The 14716-nt window shown below is 59.4% G+C and carries 20 protein-coding genes; 9 read left to right on the forward strand and 11 right to left on the reverse strand.

What is annotated here, in order from left to right:
- Positions 1-84 precede the first annotated feature (84 nt).
- Both VJ923_RS03480 and VJ923_RS03485 read left to right on the forward strand, forming a co-directional pair.
- Positions 85-963 carry a MerR family transcriptional regulator gene (locus VJ923_RS03480; protein ID WP_326438572.1) on the forward strand — a complete coding sequence of 293 codons (879 nt, stop codon included), beginning with the start codon at positions 85-87 and terminating at the stop codon, positions 961-963.
- On the forward strand, positions 960-1922 hold the full coding sequence (locus VJ923_RS03485) for a CPBP family intramembrane glutamic endopeptidase (protein WP_326438574.1): 963 nt from the start codon (positions 960-962) through the stop codon (positions 1920-1922). Before VJ923_RS03480 ends, VJ923_RS03485 begins: the two co-directional genes overlap by 4 nt.
- A gap of 119 nt (positions 1923-2041) precedes the next feature.
- Here VJ923_RS03485 and VJ923_RS03490 read toward each other — a convergent pair whose 3' ends face one another.
- On the reverse strand, positions 2042-2494 hold the full coding sequence (locus VJ923_RS03490; protein WP_326438576.1) for a GNAT family N-acetyltransferase: 453 nt from the start codon (positions 2492-2494) through the stop codon (positions 2042-2044).
- Between the two features lie 12 nt (positions 2495-2506).
- Entirely contained in the window at positions 2507-2926 is a 420-nt protein-coding gene (locus VJ923_RS03495) for a DUF3788 domain-containing protein (protein ID WP_326438578.1), read from the reverse strand.
- 277 nt (positions 2927-3203) lie between these two features.
- On the opposite strand from VJ923_RS03495, the gene VJ923_RS03500 reads away from it, so the two are divergent.
- Positions 3204-4250: an ATP-binding protein gene (locus tag VJ923_RS03500; protein WP_326438580.1), complete on the forward strand. Its 1047-nt coding sequence runs from the start codon at positions 3204-3206 to the stop codon at positions 4248-4250.
- A gap of 32 nt (positions 4251-4282) precedes the next feature.
- On the opposite strand, the gene VJ923_RS03505 is transcribed toward VJ923_RS03500, so the two are convergent.
- The 5 genes from VJ923_RS03505 to VJ923_RS03525 form a co-directional block, all read right to left on the reverse strand.
- Positions 4283-4732 carry a zinc ribbon domain-containing protein gene (locus tag VJ923_RS03505; RefSeq protein ID WP_326438582.1) on the reverse strand — a complete coding sequence of 150 codons (450 nt, stop codon included), beginning with the start codon at positions 4730-4732 and terminating at the stop codon, positions 4283-4285.
- An 85-nt stretch (positions 4733-4817) separates the two neighbouring features.
- Complete coding sequence (locus VJ923_RS03510; protein WP_326438584.1) at positions 4818-5774, reverse strand: Fic family protein; 957 nt, start codon at positions 5772-5774, stop codon at positions 4818-4820.
- A 57-nt stretch (positions 5775-5831) separates the two neighbouring features.
- The gene (locus VJ923_RS03515) at positions 5832-6044 is read right to left on the reverse strand and encodes a hypothetical protein (RefSeq protein ID WP_326438586.1); all 213 of its coding nucleotides are present in this window, start codon (positions 6042-6044) and stop codon (positions 5832-5834) included.
- A gap of 14 nt (positions 6045-6058) precedes the next feature.
- Positions 6059-6289, reverse strand: coding sequence for a hypothetical protein (locus VJ923_RS03520; RefSeq protein WP_326438588.1), 231 nt, complete (start codon positions 6287-6289; stop codon positions 6059-6061).
- A 16-nt stretch (positions 6290-6305) separates the two neighbouring features.
- On the reverse strand, positions 6306-7055 hold the full coding sequence (locus VJ923_RS03525) for a MerR family transcriptional regulator (RefSeq protein ID WP_326438590.1): 750 nt from the start codon (positions 7053-7055) through the stop codon (positions 6306-6308).
- 85 nt (positions 7056-7140) lie between these two features.
- Here VJ923_RS03525 and VJ923_RS03530 point away from each other — a divergent pair, with 85 nt between their 5' ends.
- A complete protein-coding gene (locus VJ923_RS03530; RefSeq protein WP_326438592.1) occupies positions 7141-7473 on the forward strand; it encodes a YbjQ family protein in 333 nt (110 codons plus the stop codon).
- 58 nt (positions 7474-7531) lie between these two features.
- Here the strand turns inward: VJ923_RS03530 and VJ923_RS03535 are convergent, their stop codons facing one another.
- The 3 genes from VJ923_RS03535 to VJ923_RS03545 form a co-directional block, all read right to left on the reverse strand.
- Complete coding sequence (locus VJ923_RS03535; protein ID WP_326438595.1) at positions 7532-8863, reverse strand: nucleotidyl transferase AbiEii/AbiGii toxin family protein; 1332 nt, start codon at positions 8861-8863, stop codon at positions 7532-7534.
- Positions 8860-9459 carry a type IV toxin-antitoxin system AbiEi family antitoxin domain-containing protein gene (locus tag VJ923_RS03540; RefSeq protein WP_326438597.1) on the reverse strand — a complete coding sequence of 200 codons (600 nt, stop codon included), beginning with the start codon at positions 9457-9459 and terminating at the stop codon, positions 8860-8862. The genes VJ923_RS03535 and VJ923_RS03540 overlap by 4 nt, the downstream gene beginning before the upstream one ends.
- 75 nt (positions 9460-9534) lie before the next feature.
- Entirely contained in the window at positions 9535-10395 is an 861-nt protein-coding gene (locus tag VJ923_RS03545) for an alpha/beta fold hydrolase (RefSeq protein ID WP_326438599.1), read from the reverse strand.
- Positions 10396-10648: 253 nt separating this feature from the next.
- On the opposite strand from VJ923_RS03545, the gene VJ923_RS03550 reads away from it, so the two are divergent.
- From VJ923_RS03550 to VJ923_RS03565, 4 genes are all read left to right on the forward strand, one after another.
- Positions 10649-11782 (forward strand): helix-turn-helix domain-containing protein, encoded by a 1134-nt coding sequence (locus tag VJ923_RS03550; RefSeq protein ID WP_326438601.1) that lies wholly within the window; start codon positions 10649-10651, stop codon positions 11780-11782.
- A complete protein-coding gene (locus tag VJ923_RS03555; protein WP_326438604.1) occupies positions 11779-12135 on the forward strand; it encodes a hypothetical protein in 357 nt (118 codons plus the stop codon). Before VJ923_RS03550 ends, VJ923_RS03555 begins: the two co-directional genes overlap by 4 nt.
- Positions 12136-12237: 102 nt before the next feature.
- Positions 12238-12516 carry a type II toxin-antitoxin system RelB/DinJ family antitoxin gene (locus VJ923_RS03560; protein ID WP_326438606.1) on the forward strand — a complete coding sequence of 93 codons (279 nt, stop codon included), beginning with the start codon at positions 12238-12240 and terminating at the stop codon, positions 12514-12516.
- Entirely contained in the window at positions 12509-12892 is a 384-nt protein-coding gene (locus VJ923_RS03565) for a type II toxin-antitoxin system PemK/MazF family toxin (protein WP_326438608.1), read from the forward strand. Before VJ923_RS03560 ends, VJ923_RS03565 begins: the two co-directional genes overlap by 8 nt.
- A 147-nt stretch (positions 12893-13039) precedes the next feature.
- Here VJ923_RS03565 and VJ923_RS03570 read toward each other — a convergent pair whose 3' ends face one another.
- Positions 13040-13507: a hypothetical protein gene (locus VJ923_RS03570; RefSeq protein ID WP_326438610.1), complete on the reverse strand. Its 468-nt coding sequence runs from the start codon at positions 13505-13507 to the stop codon at positions 13040-13042.
- A 221-nt stretch (positions 13508-13728) separates the two neighbouring features.
- On the opposite strand from VJ923_RS03570, the gene VJ923_RS03575 reads away from it, so the two are divergent.
- Complete coding sequence (locus VJ923_RS03575) at positions 13729-14340, forward strand: helix-turn-helix transcriptional regulator (protein WP_326438612.1); 612 nt, start codon at positions 13729-13731, stop codon at positions 14338-14340.
- Positions 14341-14716: the final 376 nt, after the last annotated feature.

Raw genomic sequence — 14716 nt, forward strand, 5'->3', positions numbered from 1 at the left:
GCGCGGTACGCGGTTTTTCCGAAAAAGTTCTTGCTCGTGACGCAGCGTCGTGTTGTAGAAACGAGGAGGAAAGGAGGTGCCACCATGGTCGAGAAGAACGAAACAGCACGATGCGAGGAACGCCGCGGCGCGGCTGGGCTCGGCGCGCGAGCCTCGGAAGCAGCGACCCGCTATACCACCGGCGAGCTGGCCGAGGCGTGCGGGACCACGGTGCGAACCGTGCAGTACTACGATGGCAAGGGGCTGCTCTCGCCCTCGGACTACTCCGAGGGTGGCCGGCGGCTCTATGCTGCCGACGATGCGCGCCAGCTCCACTTCATTCTCATGCTGAAGGCGCTGGGGCTTTCCCTGGCGCAGATTAAGGGCGTTCTCGAAAGCCCGCACCGTCACGTCATCCTAGGTGACTTGCTGGACGAGAGTGCGCGGTCGCTGCGCGAGGAGGCCGAAGAGCTCCAAAGTCGGCTGCGCGCCATTGAGGCGATGGGCGATGACATCAGGCGCTACGGCACTCTGACGGCAACAAGCAAGCTCGCCATGGTGAGGCGAATGGAAGACAAGCGAGCGGAAAGGCGTTGGCATGCGGTGATGATCCTCGTGGGCATCCTCATGGATGTGGCGTGGATCGGCACCCTGGTGCTCGGCATACTCACGGGCGTGTGGTGGCCGTTCCCCATTGCGCTCGTGGCAGTGGCGGCTGCGGGCTTCTGGCTGGTCGTTCACTTCAACGACCACACGACCTATCTGTGCCCGGCGTGCCGGGCCGATTTCCGGCCGAATCTGGGTGCGTTCTTCGTGGCGTGCCATACCCCCACTACGCGCAAGCTTACCTGCCCGTGCTGCGGCGAGAAGAACTGGTGCGTCGAACGCTTCCACGCCGAGCCGCTTGCCGTCGGTCGCGGCGAATGCGTGCCCGGCACCTGCACCCACGGCGCGTGCGCGGCGGACGAGGGAGGTGCGCGATGAGCCGACTGAGAGCGTTTCTGGCCGCCCATCGGGCTGGCACCTTCTGCGTCGTGACCTTCGCTCTCACCTGGGCGTTCTGGTTCGCGACGGTGTACCCTGCGGCGATTCCGCTGCTGCAGGCCGGGCAAAACCCCTTGAGCGGACCGACGGTAACGCTGTTCGTCGGCGCGGGCATGTTCTTTCCGGCCATTGGCGTTGTGCTGACGCGCCTGCTGACCGGCGAGGGCTTCCGTGGCGCGTGGGTGCGTCCGCGCGAGTTCCGACGCACATGGAAGTACTGGGTTGCGGGGTGGTTCGGTCCGATGCTGCTGGTGGCGCTGGGCGCTGTCGTGTTCTTCCTCATCTTCCCGGGTGACTTCGACCCGTCGTGCCCGCTGTTCCGGGAAACGCTCAACGCCCAGTTGGCGGCGGCCGGCCAGCCGCCTCTGGACGAGGCGCAGGCGCAGGCCCTGATGGGGATGCAGCTGGCACTCGTGCTCGTCTGCCCGCTGCTGAACGTGGTCACGTGCTTCGGGGAGGAATGGGGCTGGCGCGGCTACCTGCTCCCGCATCTGATGGAGCGCCATTCTGCGACGTGGGGCATCGTCGTCGTGGGCGTTGTCTGGGGCCTGTGGCACGCGCCCATCACGGTGCTCGGGCACAACTACGGCCTCGGCTATCCGGGGTGGCCGGTTGTGGGCATTTTCGCGATGATCTGCTTCTGTACGGCGCTGAGCGCCTTTTTCGGCTGGCTTACCCTGCGCTCAGGCAGTTGCCTGCCGGCCACGTTCGCCCACGGAGCCCTGAACGGCTGCGTCTCCGCGCCGGTGCTTTTCATGGCTGTGACGCCGAACCCCTTCATCGGCCCCGCCTGCACCGGCATCATCGGCGGCCTCGGCCTCATCGCGGTTGCCATCCTGTGCGTCGTGTCCCTGCGAAGGAATCCGCCGAGGTTCCTGTCGAACGGTAGGCAACAGTAGCGCGCGGCTGGTTTTCGGGTTGAGGTAGGGGCCGGGTGCGGCGCGTTTGTCGCTGCACCCGGCTCTTCTGTTGCGAGCGCGGCGGGTTGCGGCGCAGCGGCCGGCCCCTGTCGCACCCGTTATGCGAGGCGCATGTGCAGGATGGGGAAGGGGTCTCCCATGCCGTCGGTTTCCGAACGGTCGAACGTGCGGAAACCGTAGTGTTCGTAGAAGCCGACGGCCTGGTCGTTCTGCTCGTTCGCGTCCACCAGCGTGGCGCCAAGCTCGTTTGTGGCGTAGTCGAGAAGGCGCGTCCCTAGCCCCTGTCCGCGCAGGGCCGGATCGATGAACAGCATCTCCACCATGGCGCCGTCGACGCCGAGAAAGCCCGCAACCGCGCCGGCGCCGTCTCGGCAAACGACCAAGTGCGCGACGGATGTGATCGCGTCCGGCACATAGCCCGCGATGCGCTCGATATCATCCGGCGTAAGGAACGTATGCGTCGCCTCTACCGACGCCCGCCAGCATGCCACCAGCTCAGCGAGGAGCCCCGTGTCGCCGCCAATTTCAACGTTCTCGATGTTGAACCGCACGATGCCCCTCCTCTATTTTCGCGAAACGTTCGGTTTTCGCTTGATTGCGAGCAAACGCATGAAGTCTTCGAAAAGGGAGGTGTCCGACGGTTCGAACATCACCCATTTTCCGTCGCGGTACGTCCGTGCGTCATCGTAGGCTCTCTGGATTTCCTCGGAGAAGGTATCACGGTCTGCCTCGAACTTCGCGCGCTCGCTCTCTCCGAAAATGACCATGAAGCCGACGCAGTTCTTCCGGGCATATAGAGCGCACAGCGTCTTGCCGCCCCGGCGATACTTGTATTCGTACTCCCACGCCTTGCCGCCGCTGGCCCATTGGCGATTCATATCGTACCTTTCGTCAATGGCGGAACAGAGGGTTGCCCAGACCTCAAAAAGAGGCTCACCGACGAGTGCTATCAGCTCCTGATCGGTGGGAGTGTGTTCAAGCATGGGCGCTCCTAAGAACGGAGGGGCGGGGGCGGCGAGGGATTGAGGCTCCATATTAACGATTCGCCGCGCCACTGGCAATGAGCTCGCGCACAGTGCGCGCGGGCGCGCTACTTCTGCCAGTGCTTCAGGTGGGGGACGATGACGCCCATGAACGAGACGGCCTCCTCGTGGGGCATGCCGGTGGCCTCTTGACAAAACAGTAAACGACAGTAAAAAATGTCAGAAACAGTAAACGACAGTAAAAGAATTCTAAAACAGTAAAACTCTGGGAGGCGCTATGAAGCAGCAGAATCCTTACACTCTGACATTCGGCAAGGAACCCACCCAGCTCATTGCGCGGGCGGCCCAGTCGCAGCAGGTCATCGATGCCTTTCTCGGCGAGCCGAGCGCCCAGCAGGTGTACATGGTCACCGGTATCCGAGGATCGGGCAAAACGGTCTTCATGACCGAAATCGCCCGGAAAATCGCCTCACAGAAGGATTGGATAAGCGTCGAGCTCAATCCCGAGCGCGATCTGCTGACGAGCCTTGCGGCGAAGCTGTCCAGCGAAAACGAGCTCGCGCGTCTTTTTCAGTCGGCTGAGATCAATCTCTCGTTTTTCGGATTCGGACTGGATGTCAAGAGTGCCGCCCCTATTACCGAGATAGAGACGGCACTTCAAAAAATGCTCCTTAGCCTTAAAAAGAAGGGGAAGCGCCTGCTGATCAGCGTTGATGAAGTTACCAATACTCCCCAGATGAGAGCATTCGCTGCCGCCTTCCAGATTTTTCTGCGCCAAGATCTCCCCGTCTATCTTCTGATGACGGGGCTGTACGAGAACGTGAGCGCGCTTCAGGACGAGAAGAGCCTGACCTTCCTCTATCGGGCGCCTAAAATTCACCTCGGCCCTTTGAACATTGGCACCATTGCCGAAGACTACCGGTCGGTTCTCGGGCTTGGCGAGCAGGAGGGGCTGGCTCTTGCGAAGCTGACAAAAGGGTACTCGTTTGCGTTCCAGGTGCTCGGTTATTTTGCTTGGGAGAACGCCGACGATCCTCGGGCGGCTCGGCAGCTCGCGCGACAGTATCTCGACGAGTATGCCTACGACAAGGTGTGGTCCGAGCTCTCGCGAAAGGATCGCGAGGTCCTTTGCGGCATTGCCCAGGTGAAGTCCGGTCGCATTGGCGACATACGCGAGCTGCTGGGCTTGAGCACCAACGAGTTTAATCCTTACCGCCAACGCCTTATACGCAAGGGCATCATTTCCGGAGACGAGCGCGGCTACGTGCGCGTGCTCTTGCCGTTCTTCGACCAGTACGCGCTCGCTCACTACGATCTGGGGTAGCACTTGCAGAGGTCGCAAGTGCTACCCCAGCGCTACTTCTGCCAGTGCTTCAGGTGGGGGACGATGACGCCCATGAACGAGACGGCCTCTTCCTGCGACATGCCCGTGGCCTCCATGAGGAAGGGGGTTGTCTTCTCGATGAGCTCGTCTTCGTCGTGATATGCGAACTGGCCGTCGTCGTAGCACCACTTGCAGTACGCCGCGTTCTCCGCGCCGTCGGCATCGGTGCCATGGGGCATGTTGGGCACGGTGAAGGGGGTGCCGCAGCACTGGCACAGCTGGGTTACGTCGATGTCGAAAAGCTGGATAACGGGGATATCCAGCACGGTCGCGATCAGCTTGCGCATGTCCACGGACGGCTCGGTCTCGCCGTTTTCCCAGCGCGACACCGCCTGGCGCGTGACATAGAGTTTCTCGGCCAGGTCCTGCTGGGTCATTCCGCGCTGCTCCCGCGCTTCGGCAAGGGTCTCTTTGAACGGCATGGTCGCCTCTTTTCTCTTGGTTTCTCAGCTGGTTTCATTCTGGCTGCCGAGGCGTCCTCTTTCAAGCAACGTTCTGTTGCGCCGGCTAACGATAAACGCGCCAGACCCCAGAACGTGGGCTGCCCTCCCTTACGAGGGCTCCTTCTTCCTTCAGATCGGCAACTATGCGCTCGACGCTCCTTTTCGGACGACCGAGATGGTCTGCCAACTGAGTTATGTTTCCTGCCGGATGCTCGGAGAAGAAGGCGAGGGTTCGAGCTTTTGTCTGCTCCTGTTCGCTCATTGGCCTGGCAAAGGGGAGCATCGCTTCTTTAATCGCCTCGAGCATGAATTCCACGAACGCCCCACTGGTTCCGGTTGCGTCTCCTTCTGCCAGCGTCTCGTAATACCTGGACTGATGCTCTCTGATGGCGCTTTCGACGGGAAGCCAAGCCAGTACGGGTCTCCATCGCGCGAGCAGCAGAGTGTGCCAGAGTCGCCCAGTTCTGCCGTTTCCGTCGGCGAAGGGGTGGCAGAACTCGAATTCAAAATGGAATACGCAAGAGGCGAGGAGCGGATGCATAGTCGTGGTCTTGAGCCAGTTGAAGAGATTCGACATCACCTCGGGAACATATGCTGCCGGCGTGCCTGCGTGGATGAGCCTTTCGCCGTCGAAGACGCCAACATTGCCCGAACGGAAGCGGCCCGCTTCGGAAACGAGGCCATCCATCATCATGCGATGGGCTTTGAGAAGGTCGTCGAGGGAAGTGGGATCAAGGTCGGGGATAAGATCGTAGGCTCGCTTCGCGTTTTCAACTTCACGGATATCGTGCCTGTCTCCCAAGACGCGCTTGCCGTCGAGGATGGCGGTCACGGCCTTTGCGTCGAGGCCGTTTCCCTCGATAAGGAGTGATGAATGAATGGTTTTGATCCTGAGTTCACGATGAAGCACGGGGCTTTTCGCTAACGGCGCTTCCGGGGACAGCATGCCGACGAGCTCGGCGATTTCCATAGAAAGAGAGTCGATGCGGTCGTTGCGCTCAAAGGGCGGTTCGTAGGCCATAGCTGCTCCTCTCTTTTTACCGCCACTATTTTACCGTCATTGGCGGTAAAAAGATAGTTAGACTGCATCGTTGCAGCAAGCAAGTTCTCGCTCGATGAGGGCGTTCGCTACTTCCAGCGCGTCGATTCTGCGGGCGGCGAGCGTGATCTGGGGCTTCAGCCTGTCGGCGGTTTCCTTGGCGCTGAGCGAGGCGTGGGTCTCCCGAAGTTTGTGGAGCAGCGAATCGATCTGCCGCTTGGCTTCAGCCAGTTCTTCATGGGTGTACTGCATGGGGCTCCTCTCCGCTAAAGTGCTTTCTTCATCCGGTAATTCGTCAGGGAGATGCCGTCTCGGGCCTCTTCGTAGTCATCGTCGATGAGGCAGAATGGCAGATTGTGCTTTCGGCATTCGGCAAGGATGCGCTCGTTATCGGCGATGAGGTCGTCGATATCCACGCTGTCGGCTAGGCGTTGCTCGATGACGTTGGCGAAGCGGCGCACGTCATCGTCGTGGGTTTCCAGATAACGCCTTGTCATGATGAGATGATCGTGGTCAGGCGAATATCGTGCACAGGTAATGATGGTCTTGGTCGGAGGCGGGCAGACAGTAGTCGAAGCGCACGAAGACCGGCTGCTTCGCACCTTTCCGCAGTGTGGCCACGCGATGGCGGATGGCGTTCAGCGTTCCTTGGAAGGTGTGGCAACGGGTACCCTTCTTGATAACAGCCGCGGGCTCGTGGCTGGTGTGCCCAGGCGCAAAAGGGTAGAAGGCGCGCGTCTCGTCTTCGTGGAACTCACCGGAGGTGCCGGGCTCGAAGAGGAGGAGCTCGTCGCGTTCTGCGAGGCTTTCCGCGACGTCGGTTGATAAGAGGTCTGCGACTGTTACGCACTCCAGAAAGATGTTGTGCTCCAAAGTGAAGGCGCGGCCTTTGGGGTTGCGGCTTGCGTCTTCCACCATGGGATACAGCTCGTTGAGATGCTGCTCAATGTGCTGAAGCTCGCGAATCTGCTCTTGCACGGCCGCCCGCTGTTCGCTTAGGAGCTTGGCATGCTCGGCCGCGTTCGGGGACGCGAAGCAATGCTGCATGCGGGCTAAGGGGATGCCCGTCTTGCGCCCCACCATGATCATATCCAGAATAGACAAGTGCTCCAGCGTGTAGCTGCGGTAGCCTGTTTCTGGGTTCACGATAGGTTTGAGCAGGCCTTTCTTGTCGTACAGCCGCAGCGCATCGTGGGATATGCCGTACAGTTTGGCAACTTGCCCAATGGACAGCATGCCGGTGGAATCGCTTTCGCGCTTCATCTTTGGAATCCCTTCTTGACTCTTGAGTTGGTCAAGAGTTTATCATCGCAAATCGAAAGGACAAACAGCGAAAGAAAGGGTTTCCATGAGCACCTCGTTCAAGCCAAGCATTCCTGTATTCACCGTCGAGACGGGCCTCGATGGGGATATGCGCCCCATCGGCCTCGTCCGAGGTAACGTGTGCATGTCTCGAAATGTTGTGAAAGACCTGATGGGAAGCTTGAAGACGCTGGTGGGAGGCGAGATAACCACGTGGACCGATCTTATGGTGGAATCGCGCGACATCGCGCTTGAGCGCCTCGTGGCTGAGGCATGGCAGCTGGGCGCCGATGCCGTGACCGGCGTGCGCTTCTCGTCGAACTTCATCGAGGACGTTGTGGAGGTGCTTGCCTACGGTACTGCCGTGAAAGCGAGGTAACAAGCACGGGTGGTGCGGCGGCAACTGTGGGTGGCGGGGCGCCTCGAAGGAGCCCGCTTTATGAAAGGGTGTCGGTGCCGTAGAGGCGGATGGTGCCGCCTTCGAGCTCGTTTACGTCGCCCAGGTATTCCCAGCTGCACTTCTCGTAGAAGCCCACCAGGTCGGTAACCAGGTACAGGCGCTCATGGCCCATGGCAGCTGCCTCGGCGCGGGCGTGGTTGAGCAGGTGTCGCGCGAGGCCGTGGTGGCGGTACTCCTCTTCCACGTACAGAGCGCAGAGGTTGGGAGCGAGGTCGGGTCGGTCGTGGAAATCGTTCTCGATGATGCCGCAGCCGGCGATGATGGCTCCCGCAGGCTCGTTATCCTCGCGCACAACATACCACTGGGGCACGCCACCGGCTCGGGCACTTTCCCGCATGCTTTCTCGGTAGGCTTCCTCGGGGATGCCCCACTTCTCGGAGAACCACGCGGCTGCTTCTTCTGTCATACCGGGATGTTCCGCCAGCCGCCAAATACGCCAGGGCGCGCTTGTGTCCAGGTTTGCGTCTAAGCAAGAGCTGATGTTGGCCGCTATGGTGTCAAGCGCCGCCAAAGCATCTTGCCAATTAACGGATTCAGCAAATGGGTTCGACAGCTGGTAGCGTCGCCATGCATCGGCCATCTCTGCGCTCTCCTGCAAAAGGGTGAATACGCGCTCGAAATCATTGATCGTTGCTGCGCTTTTGCGTGCGGTTCTGGTTGCCTCGAGTGCGGAACCGAGAAGAGCGTAATCGATTTCACGTCCTGATGCTCTTAGCGCCCAAATATCGTAGAAGTCTCGCATCCTCGTATTTTGGGTAGCGAGCGACAGAATTGTTTCTAGCTTCTCGCTTAGGAACGTTTCGTCGTTGTAGGAGCGAAGACTGATGGACCTGTCCTCGAACATGAGCTGGTACGCATGCTCGACGGCATCAGGGGTAATAGCATCGCCTGTTGATACATCAATCTTGAATGTTGTCTTGGTGCGTTCAATAGAGGCCGTCATGGGGATGCGGATCCCTCCGTATTCAGAGTCCTCCATAATTTCCGTCGCGCCGCCTGGCTCAAACGTGAAGCCGTCGCCAATGTCGATGCTCGAAATCTCGTTGATAATGCGAGCAACATTCTCGAGGTTCATGTCATGACCGCGCATGGTGGCATCGATATCGCGGGTCATGCGCTCCTCTACGCCAACTATGGACGAAAGGAGCATGCCGCCTTTCAGGATGAAATCGTTCTTGTAGGGCGAAACCGAAAGGCGCTCAAGTAAACGCTCCATAGCGAAATGGCGGAGGAGCATCTGCGCCTTTGCGCTGTCGCCTTTGGCTCGGTTGCGGATGAGGTCTTTGATTCTCCTGGATCCTGTGATCATAGCGCTACCTCCATCACCTCGCGCACGCGCGATTCCATGTTCATCGTCTTGGCGTATTCAGACAGGCGCGTCATATTTTTGTTCTTTGAGCGGACGTAGCTTCGGATTGCTTGCCGGAAAACCGCCGAATCTGTGCTCGTGCGTCTTCGGATAAGGTCGCAAATAGTACGTTCCCTGTCGTAGGCTTGCACGGTGCCCCCGCTGGGCGTCTGCACCTCAGCGACGCCTAGGCTGTACCACTCCGGCTTGACGTAATGAACTCGAATGCCCTGGTCTTTGAGGGGGGTTGCGTTATAGTTGGAATCGACCGTCACGGACAGAGGCGTGGGTTCGTGGTCCGTCATGTCGTGGAGGTAGAGGGCCGAATCGTGCGAAAAGATAGCCTTCGGAAAACGTTTCTGAAGAAGCGCCATTTCGTCTGCGAACGTGTTCGGGTCGGCATAAACCCCTCGGGATATCCGCTCGAGCCCCCGCCTTTGAACATAGTCGGAGAAGGCGGGTCGCGTAGCACCAGCAGCTTGCGCGTCGCATGAGGTAATGACCCCCGCATTGGCGCTAAGGATGCGGTCGAATTCTTTGTCGAATTTAGTAATCATTTTACAATCACGCTGAAATGATATCTCATTATCAGCGCAATTGTAAAATGATTTTGCGCTTTGGTGGGAATGAGCCTACCCCGCCTGCGGGGCTCCGTCGAATGCCGGCTCGTAAAGCGAGCGGGCGAACTCCTCCAGCAGCGCGTTCACCGCATCGGGCTTGTCGGTGTTCGCGTTGTGGCCGGCTCCTTCTATCCAGCGCAGGGGCACCCCGGTTTTCTGGGACCATGCTCGATTGTAGCGCTTGGCCGAGCCGGCCTGGTCCTTCTCGCCGCAGATGAGGAGCATCGGGCACGGCACGTGATATGTGCGCTCGGGGACTATCGCGCCGGCGAGGGCCGCGTAGCCGTGGGCAGCCAGCTCGCAGTATTCCCGCTTCCCGTAATCGTCCATCATGGTGGCCATGAGCGTTCTGCCGTAGTCGGTGGTGGCGCAGCCACTCGAGCCGAGGCGCTTGAGCGTATTCCAGGGAATCGACAAGTACATGAGCTTCGTGTGCTTCAGGAAAAAGAGTTCCCAGCCTTGGTAATAGCTGAAATCCAAGGGACAGGAATCGATTGACGCGAAGCCCGCGACGTCGTCCGGATAGAGTCGCAGGTAGGCTTGCGAGACGTAGCCGCCCATGGACTGGCCGACCAGGATGGGGCGATTCGTGCCTTCGCGTTTCAGAATCTCGTGGAGCCAGCCGGCCAGGTCATCGAGCGTCCAGCTAAGCTCGAAGGGTCGCGATGCACCGTGAGAGGGCGGATCCCAGGCGAGCATGTTCGCCCGACCCGCGAAATGTTCGAGCTGTCGCTCGAAGAGTCGATGGTCTGCTGTCAGCCCCGGTAGGAAAACGAGCCAGGGACGGTCGGCGTCAACCTCCCGCGAGACCCAGTAGGTTATGGTGCCGGAAGGTATTTGAAGTTGCCGCTCGCTCAGATTCAAATCGTCCATCGGCCTCTCCTTTGGTTGCTGCTGGGTTCTGGCCCATCAGATGAATGGGGCTATCCGAAAGGTTTCGGAAGAACGGCCCGGCTCGTTTGGTTGTCGCGCTCAGACAGCACTATACCATCAGCACAGCGGTGAGCGGCTTCCGCTGCGGAACTCAGTCAACCGCCAGTTGATTCTGGTGTTTGGGAAGTTGAGGGATGCTCGCTTGTTGTTGGTGGCTTCGGCGGCAATAATAGGAGGTGTCGAAAGGAGCCCCATGGACCAGAACCCTATAGCTGAGCGCATTCGGTCCGAGCGTTGCCGGGGCGGCTACACCCAGGAAGAGCTAGCTGGACACCTGGGGGTCACCAAGGCTGCCGTTTCGAAGTGGGAGTGCGGCCAGAGCGCTCCCGACATTGCGTTGCTGCCGAAGCTCGCGTCGCTATTCGCTATCACATTGGATGAGTTGCTGGGCTACGAGCCTTTGGCGAGTGCCGAGAAGAGGGAAGAGGTGCAGGCAAATATGCAGTCGCTACTTGAGAGCGATGCAACCCGAGCCCTCGATTACGCCAACGAGCAGACTGCCTTGTACTGGTCGGATTCCGAGCTGCTCAGGATGATTGCCATGCTACTTTACGCGAAAGCTGTCGAACTGGGGAACGGCGCTCCCGAGGTTGTGCCTGGTTTGGCCGATGCGGTTGAGCGGCTATTAGAGAGATCGCTGCAGCTCGATCCCGACGGACCCTCTGCCGATATGGACCTGCAGACTATCTGCATGCTGATGGCGGCATCGGGGCGCGAGGAGCGAGCTGCCGAGCTCATTGAGAAGAAGGTGGCAGCCAAGCCGGATATGGTGGCAGTCACGTTCGCGGGCATCAAGCTGAGGGCGGGGGATGCTGAAGAGGCCGCGAGGGTTCTCAAGCGCCAGATGCTCTTCTCTCTACTGGAAGCTGCAAGCTGCGCCCAGGCTCTGGCGGGGTTTCCGGATCTGGGCGCAGAAGACCTGGAACAGCTTCTTGCTCTCGCCAAGGGTCTGCAGAAGCCGCAGGGATTCGCCGTGCTTTCTCCGACGCTCATCCCGTTCATTCGCTGCGAACTTGCCGCGCAGCTCGCGCAGTCGGGGCAGACGGATGCAGCGCTCGACCACCTGGAGGCATTCGAACTTGATTTGGAGAAATGCCGTGGCCTGCTCGCGCATCCGGAGAACCCTCCGTTTTTCGAAAGCGTGCAGGAATACCTTTGGGAAAACGGCGACGAGGCGACGGATGTTGCGCGGGAAGAATTGGCCGACGCGCTCTGCGAGGCCCTCATGAAGCGTCTTGAGACGGACGAGCGATGGAGCGCTCTCCGTGAGAGCCCAAGGTTTGTCGCCGTTATCGAGCGTTTCGCTGACAAGGGGGAGGCGCTATGAGCGCAATCGATCTGCTTCTCCGGTACGCGATCATCGCTGTTACTTTCCAGCTCGCCTGCGCCTGGGCGCACGCGTTCCAATCGCCCTGGCCCTTGCCGGATGCGCTCCAGCTTGCGCCCTCGGCCAAAAGCCAGCTATTCCAATCACTAGGCATTCGTTTCGATCTCGCAACAACGGGTTGGTGCCGAGCGCTACTTTCTGCCAGTGCGGTGCGACATAGGCCGCTCGGTTCACTAGCAGCAAAAGGACGACAGCAGTGCGATCTCGCGCAAAACATGTGGATGTCTTTTCCCGTGCTGGTCTGTCCTCTTTCTTTAATTGTTGACGCAGCGGGCTATTGCGGGAGAGTATGAGGTTTCGTCGAGGGTGTGACAGAATGTTGCCCTTTGAGTTGGCGGTATCTCTTTAGTACCCTAATAGGGTACAATATGGGTACTAATAGAAGGAGGTGCCCTATGGCAACGGCTGCAGTGGCAAGGCGTGCGGAGATTAAGACGCGCACGTCTGATGAGGTGAAACGAGATGCGACTGAGGTGTACGCTCGGTGGGGCCTCAGTCTCAATGACGCGATTAACACGTTCCTCATCAAGTCGATTGAGGTTGGTGGTCTGCCGTTCGATTTGCGTCCGCAGGCGCCGTCGTATGACGCCATCGCTTCGGTGGCATACAGAGCTCCTTTGAATGCGGAAGGTGTCGCTGTGCTGCCGGCGGAATGGGACGACGGCGATGAATGACAAAGAGCCTCAACCGTGGGAGGTCTGGCACGCGCGCTTCGACTTTTCCGAAGGTCGCGGATATAAGTTTCGCCCGGTCATCGTATTGGCGATGCGTCCCGATGGAACGCTTGTGGCGATGGTGACGAGCGCGACTAACAAGCTCTCTCTGGAGCATGATTATCTTATACAAGAATGGGAGGCAGCAGGCCTTGCTAAGCCCTCCATCGCTCGGCTCGACCGCATTGCTGAAATCCCCGCTGGTTATCTGGGCGATGCGGGGCGCATTGGTCGCCTTGCCGAGGACGATATCACTTCCATCAAGGCGATGCTTGCTGATATAACTAAAGAAGGGGCAGAATGCCCGCATCTGACGATCCGAGGGCAAGGGCGCTGAATCTTATCCTCGCCATCTTTTCCCGACATATGGTCGGTATTTGTCGAGGATAGTCCCTGGCCGAACGAGTGTGGTCTCGTTCGGCCAGGGAGTCTGTTGCGTTTTTTGGGGGAGTGCCGAGAGGCCTCCTGATGAGGTGAAGATGTCTTACTCGCACGACGGCTCGCGGCCAAGCTCGCTGAGGGCTTGCAGGGTTCCCTCCACGTTCTCGGCGTGCCAGTTCTTGTAGCCGCCGGCGTACTGCGAGGCGTATATGCCGGACAGCCGTAGATCGCTCAGCCCCTTCTGCTGGGTGGTGAGACGCACGCCGCCGGTGCTCGTCTCGATGTCGATGACCACGTTAAGCAAGTCATCGGTCAGTTTCACGGATTCAATGTCCGCATACGGCACCACGAGCGAGACGTCCCGTTCCAACGTTCCCCAAAAGGACCCGAACGGAAGCAGGATGAGCTCGTTCTCGCACATCTGAAGAACCGCCACATCCCATGTCTCGAAAAAGCGGACGATCTTATCGCTGAGATCTCCCGCCGCCCCCTTGACGATGATGCACCGGTCCTCCAGGGGCGTGAAGCCGGCATTCAGCACATATTCCCAAACCTTCTCTTCGCGGGCCATAACTGCTTCGTTCCTTTCACTCGGATTTGCGTCGGCGGCTAGTATTCTGCCAATTCTCCTCAAGGCCCGCAAACGGTTCATCCTTACAAAATGCCTGTTCAGCGGCCTTGCAAAAGACTTTTGACAGCTGTGTCCGCATCGTTTTGCAAGCCTTGTGGGGTATCATTTCGGTGCGTACAAGCGGCGCGACGCGCCAACGGGCAATCGAAAGGAAGGGATCGATGGAACTGGCTCGGCAGTTGAAGGCCAAGCGGGAAGAGCGCGGGCTTTCCCAGGACGAGGTCTCGAAGGCGATATTCGTGTCGCGCCAGACCATTTCGAATTGGGAGAACGACAAGACCTACCCGGACGTGCAGAGCCTGCTGCTGCTCAGCCAGCTGTTCGGCGTCTCCATCGACGAGCTCGTGAGAGGAGATGTGGTCGTCATGCAGCGCGCCATCGCGGAGGACTCGCGCAAGATGCGGTTGCTGTCAGTCGGGATGCTGGCCTTCTCGGGGCTGGCCTTCCTCTTCCTGCTCGGCTTCTCGCTTGCGTGGCAAGAGCCGTCGGGGTTCGCGCGCATGAGCAAGGGGAACATCGCGGGGGCGGCCGCGTTTATCGTGCTCTACGCCATCGGGTTCGCCATGGCCGTCGCGGTGGACCGCCTGAAGAAGAAGCACGACATCGTTACCTATCGCGAGATCGATCGGTTCCTCAAGAGCGGGGTCGTTGGCGAGCCAGATGTGGAAGGCCTCGCCCGCAAGCACCCGGCGCTCGGCGTTGTAGTGAAGCTTTTCGGCGGTGCCGCGATCGGCCTGCTGCTCGCGGGGCTCCTGCTCGCGCTGGAGGGGTAGTCGCGAGCGTTCGGGATGACCTTGCTGTCCGCAGTTACATTGCGCAGGCATGGGGTGGGAGGAAGCGGCTTCACTGCCCTTCCGCTGGCGCAAGTTCAACCTCATTGAGGGGAATGTGCTTGTAAAGCGTCCCCTCGTCGGCTTTCACATCGCAACTCGAGCAGACGCCGAACCAAACTCCGCCACCTCTCGCGTCAACGACAAAAACACTGCCAAAGATCTGCGACCCTTCGAATTCGAATCGCACTCTATCGCCTACTGCCTGGGGGTGTTCCCGTAAGATCGTTTTTTGGATTGTATCCTACGAAAATGTTCACACGGGAATGAGATACGAAAAATCGAGCGCGATATATGAGCTGCAAAAGCAGTTTCGGAT

This window comes from Adlercreutzia shanghongiae (assembly GCF_035830635.1).
GTDB classification, from domain to species: domain Bacteria; phylum Actinomycetota; class Coriobacteriia; order Coriobacteriales; family Eggerthellaceae; genus Adlercreutzia; species Adlercreutzia shanghongiae.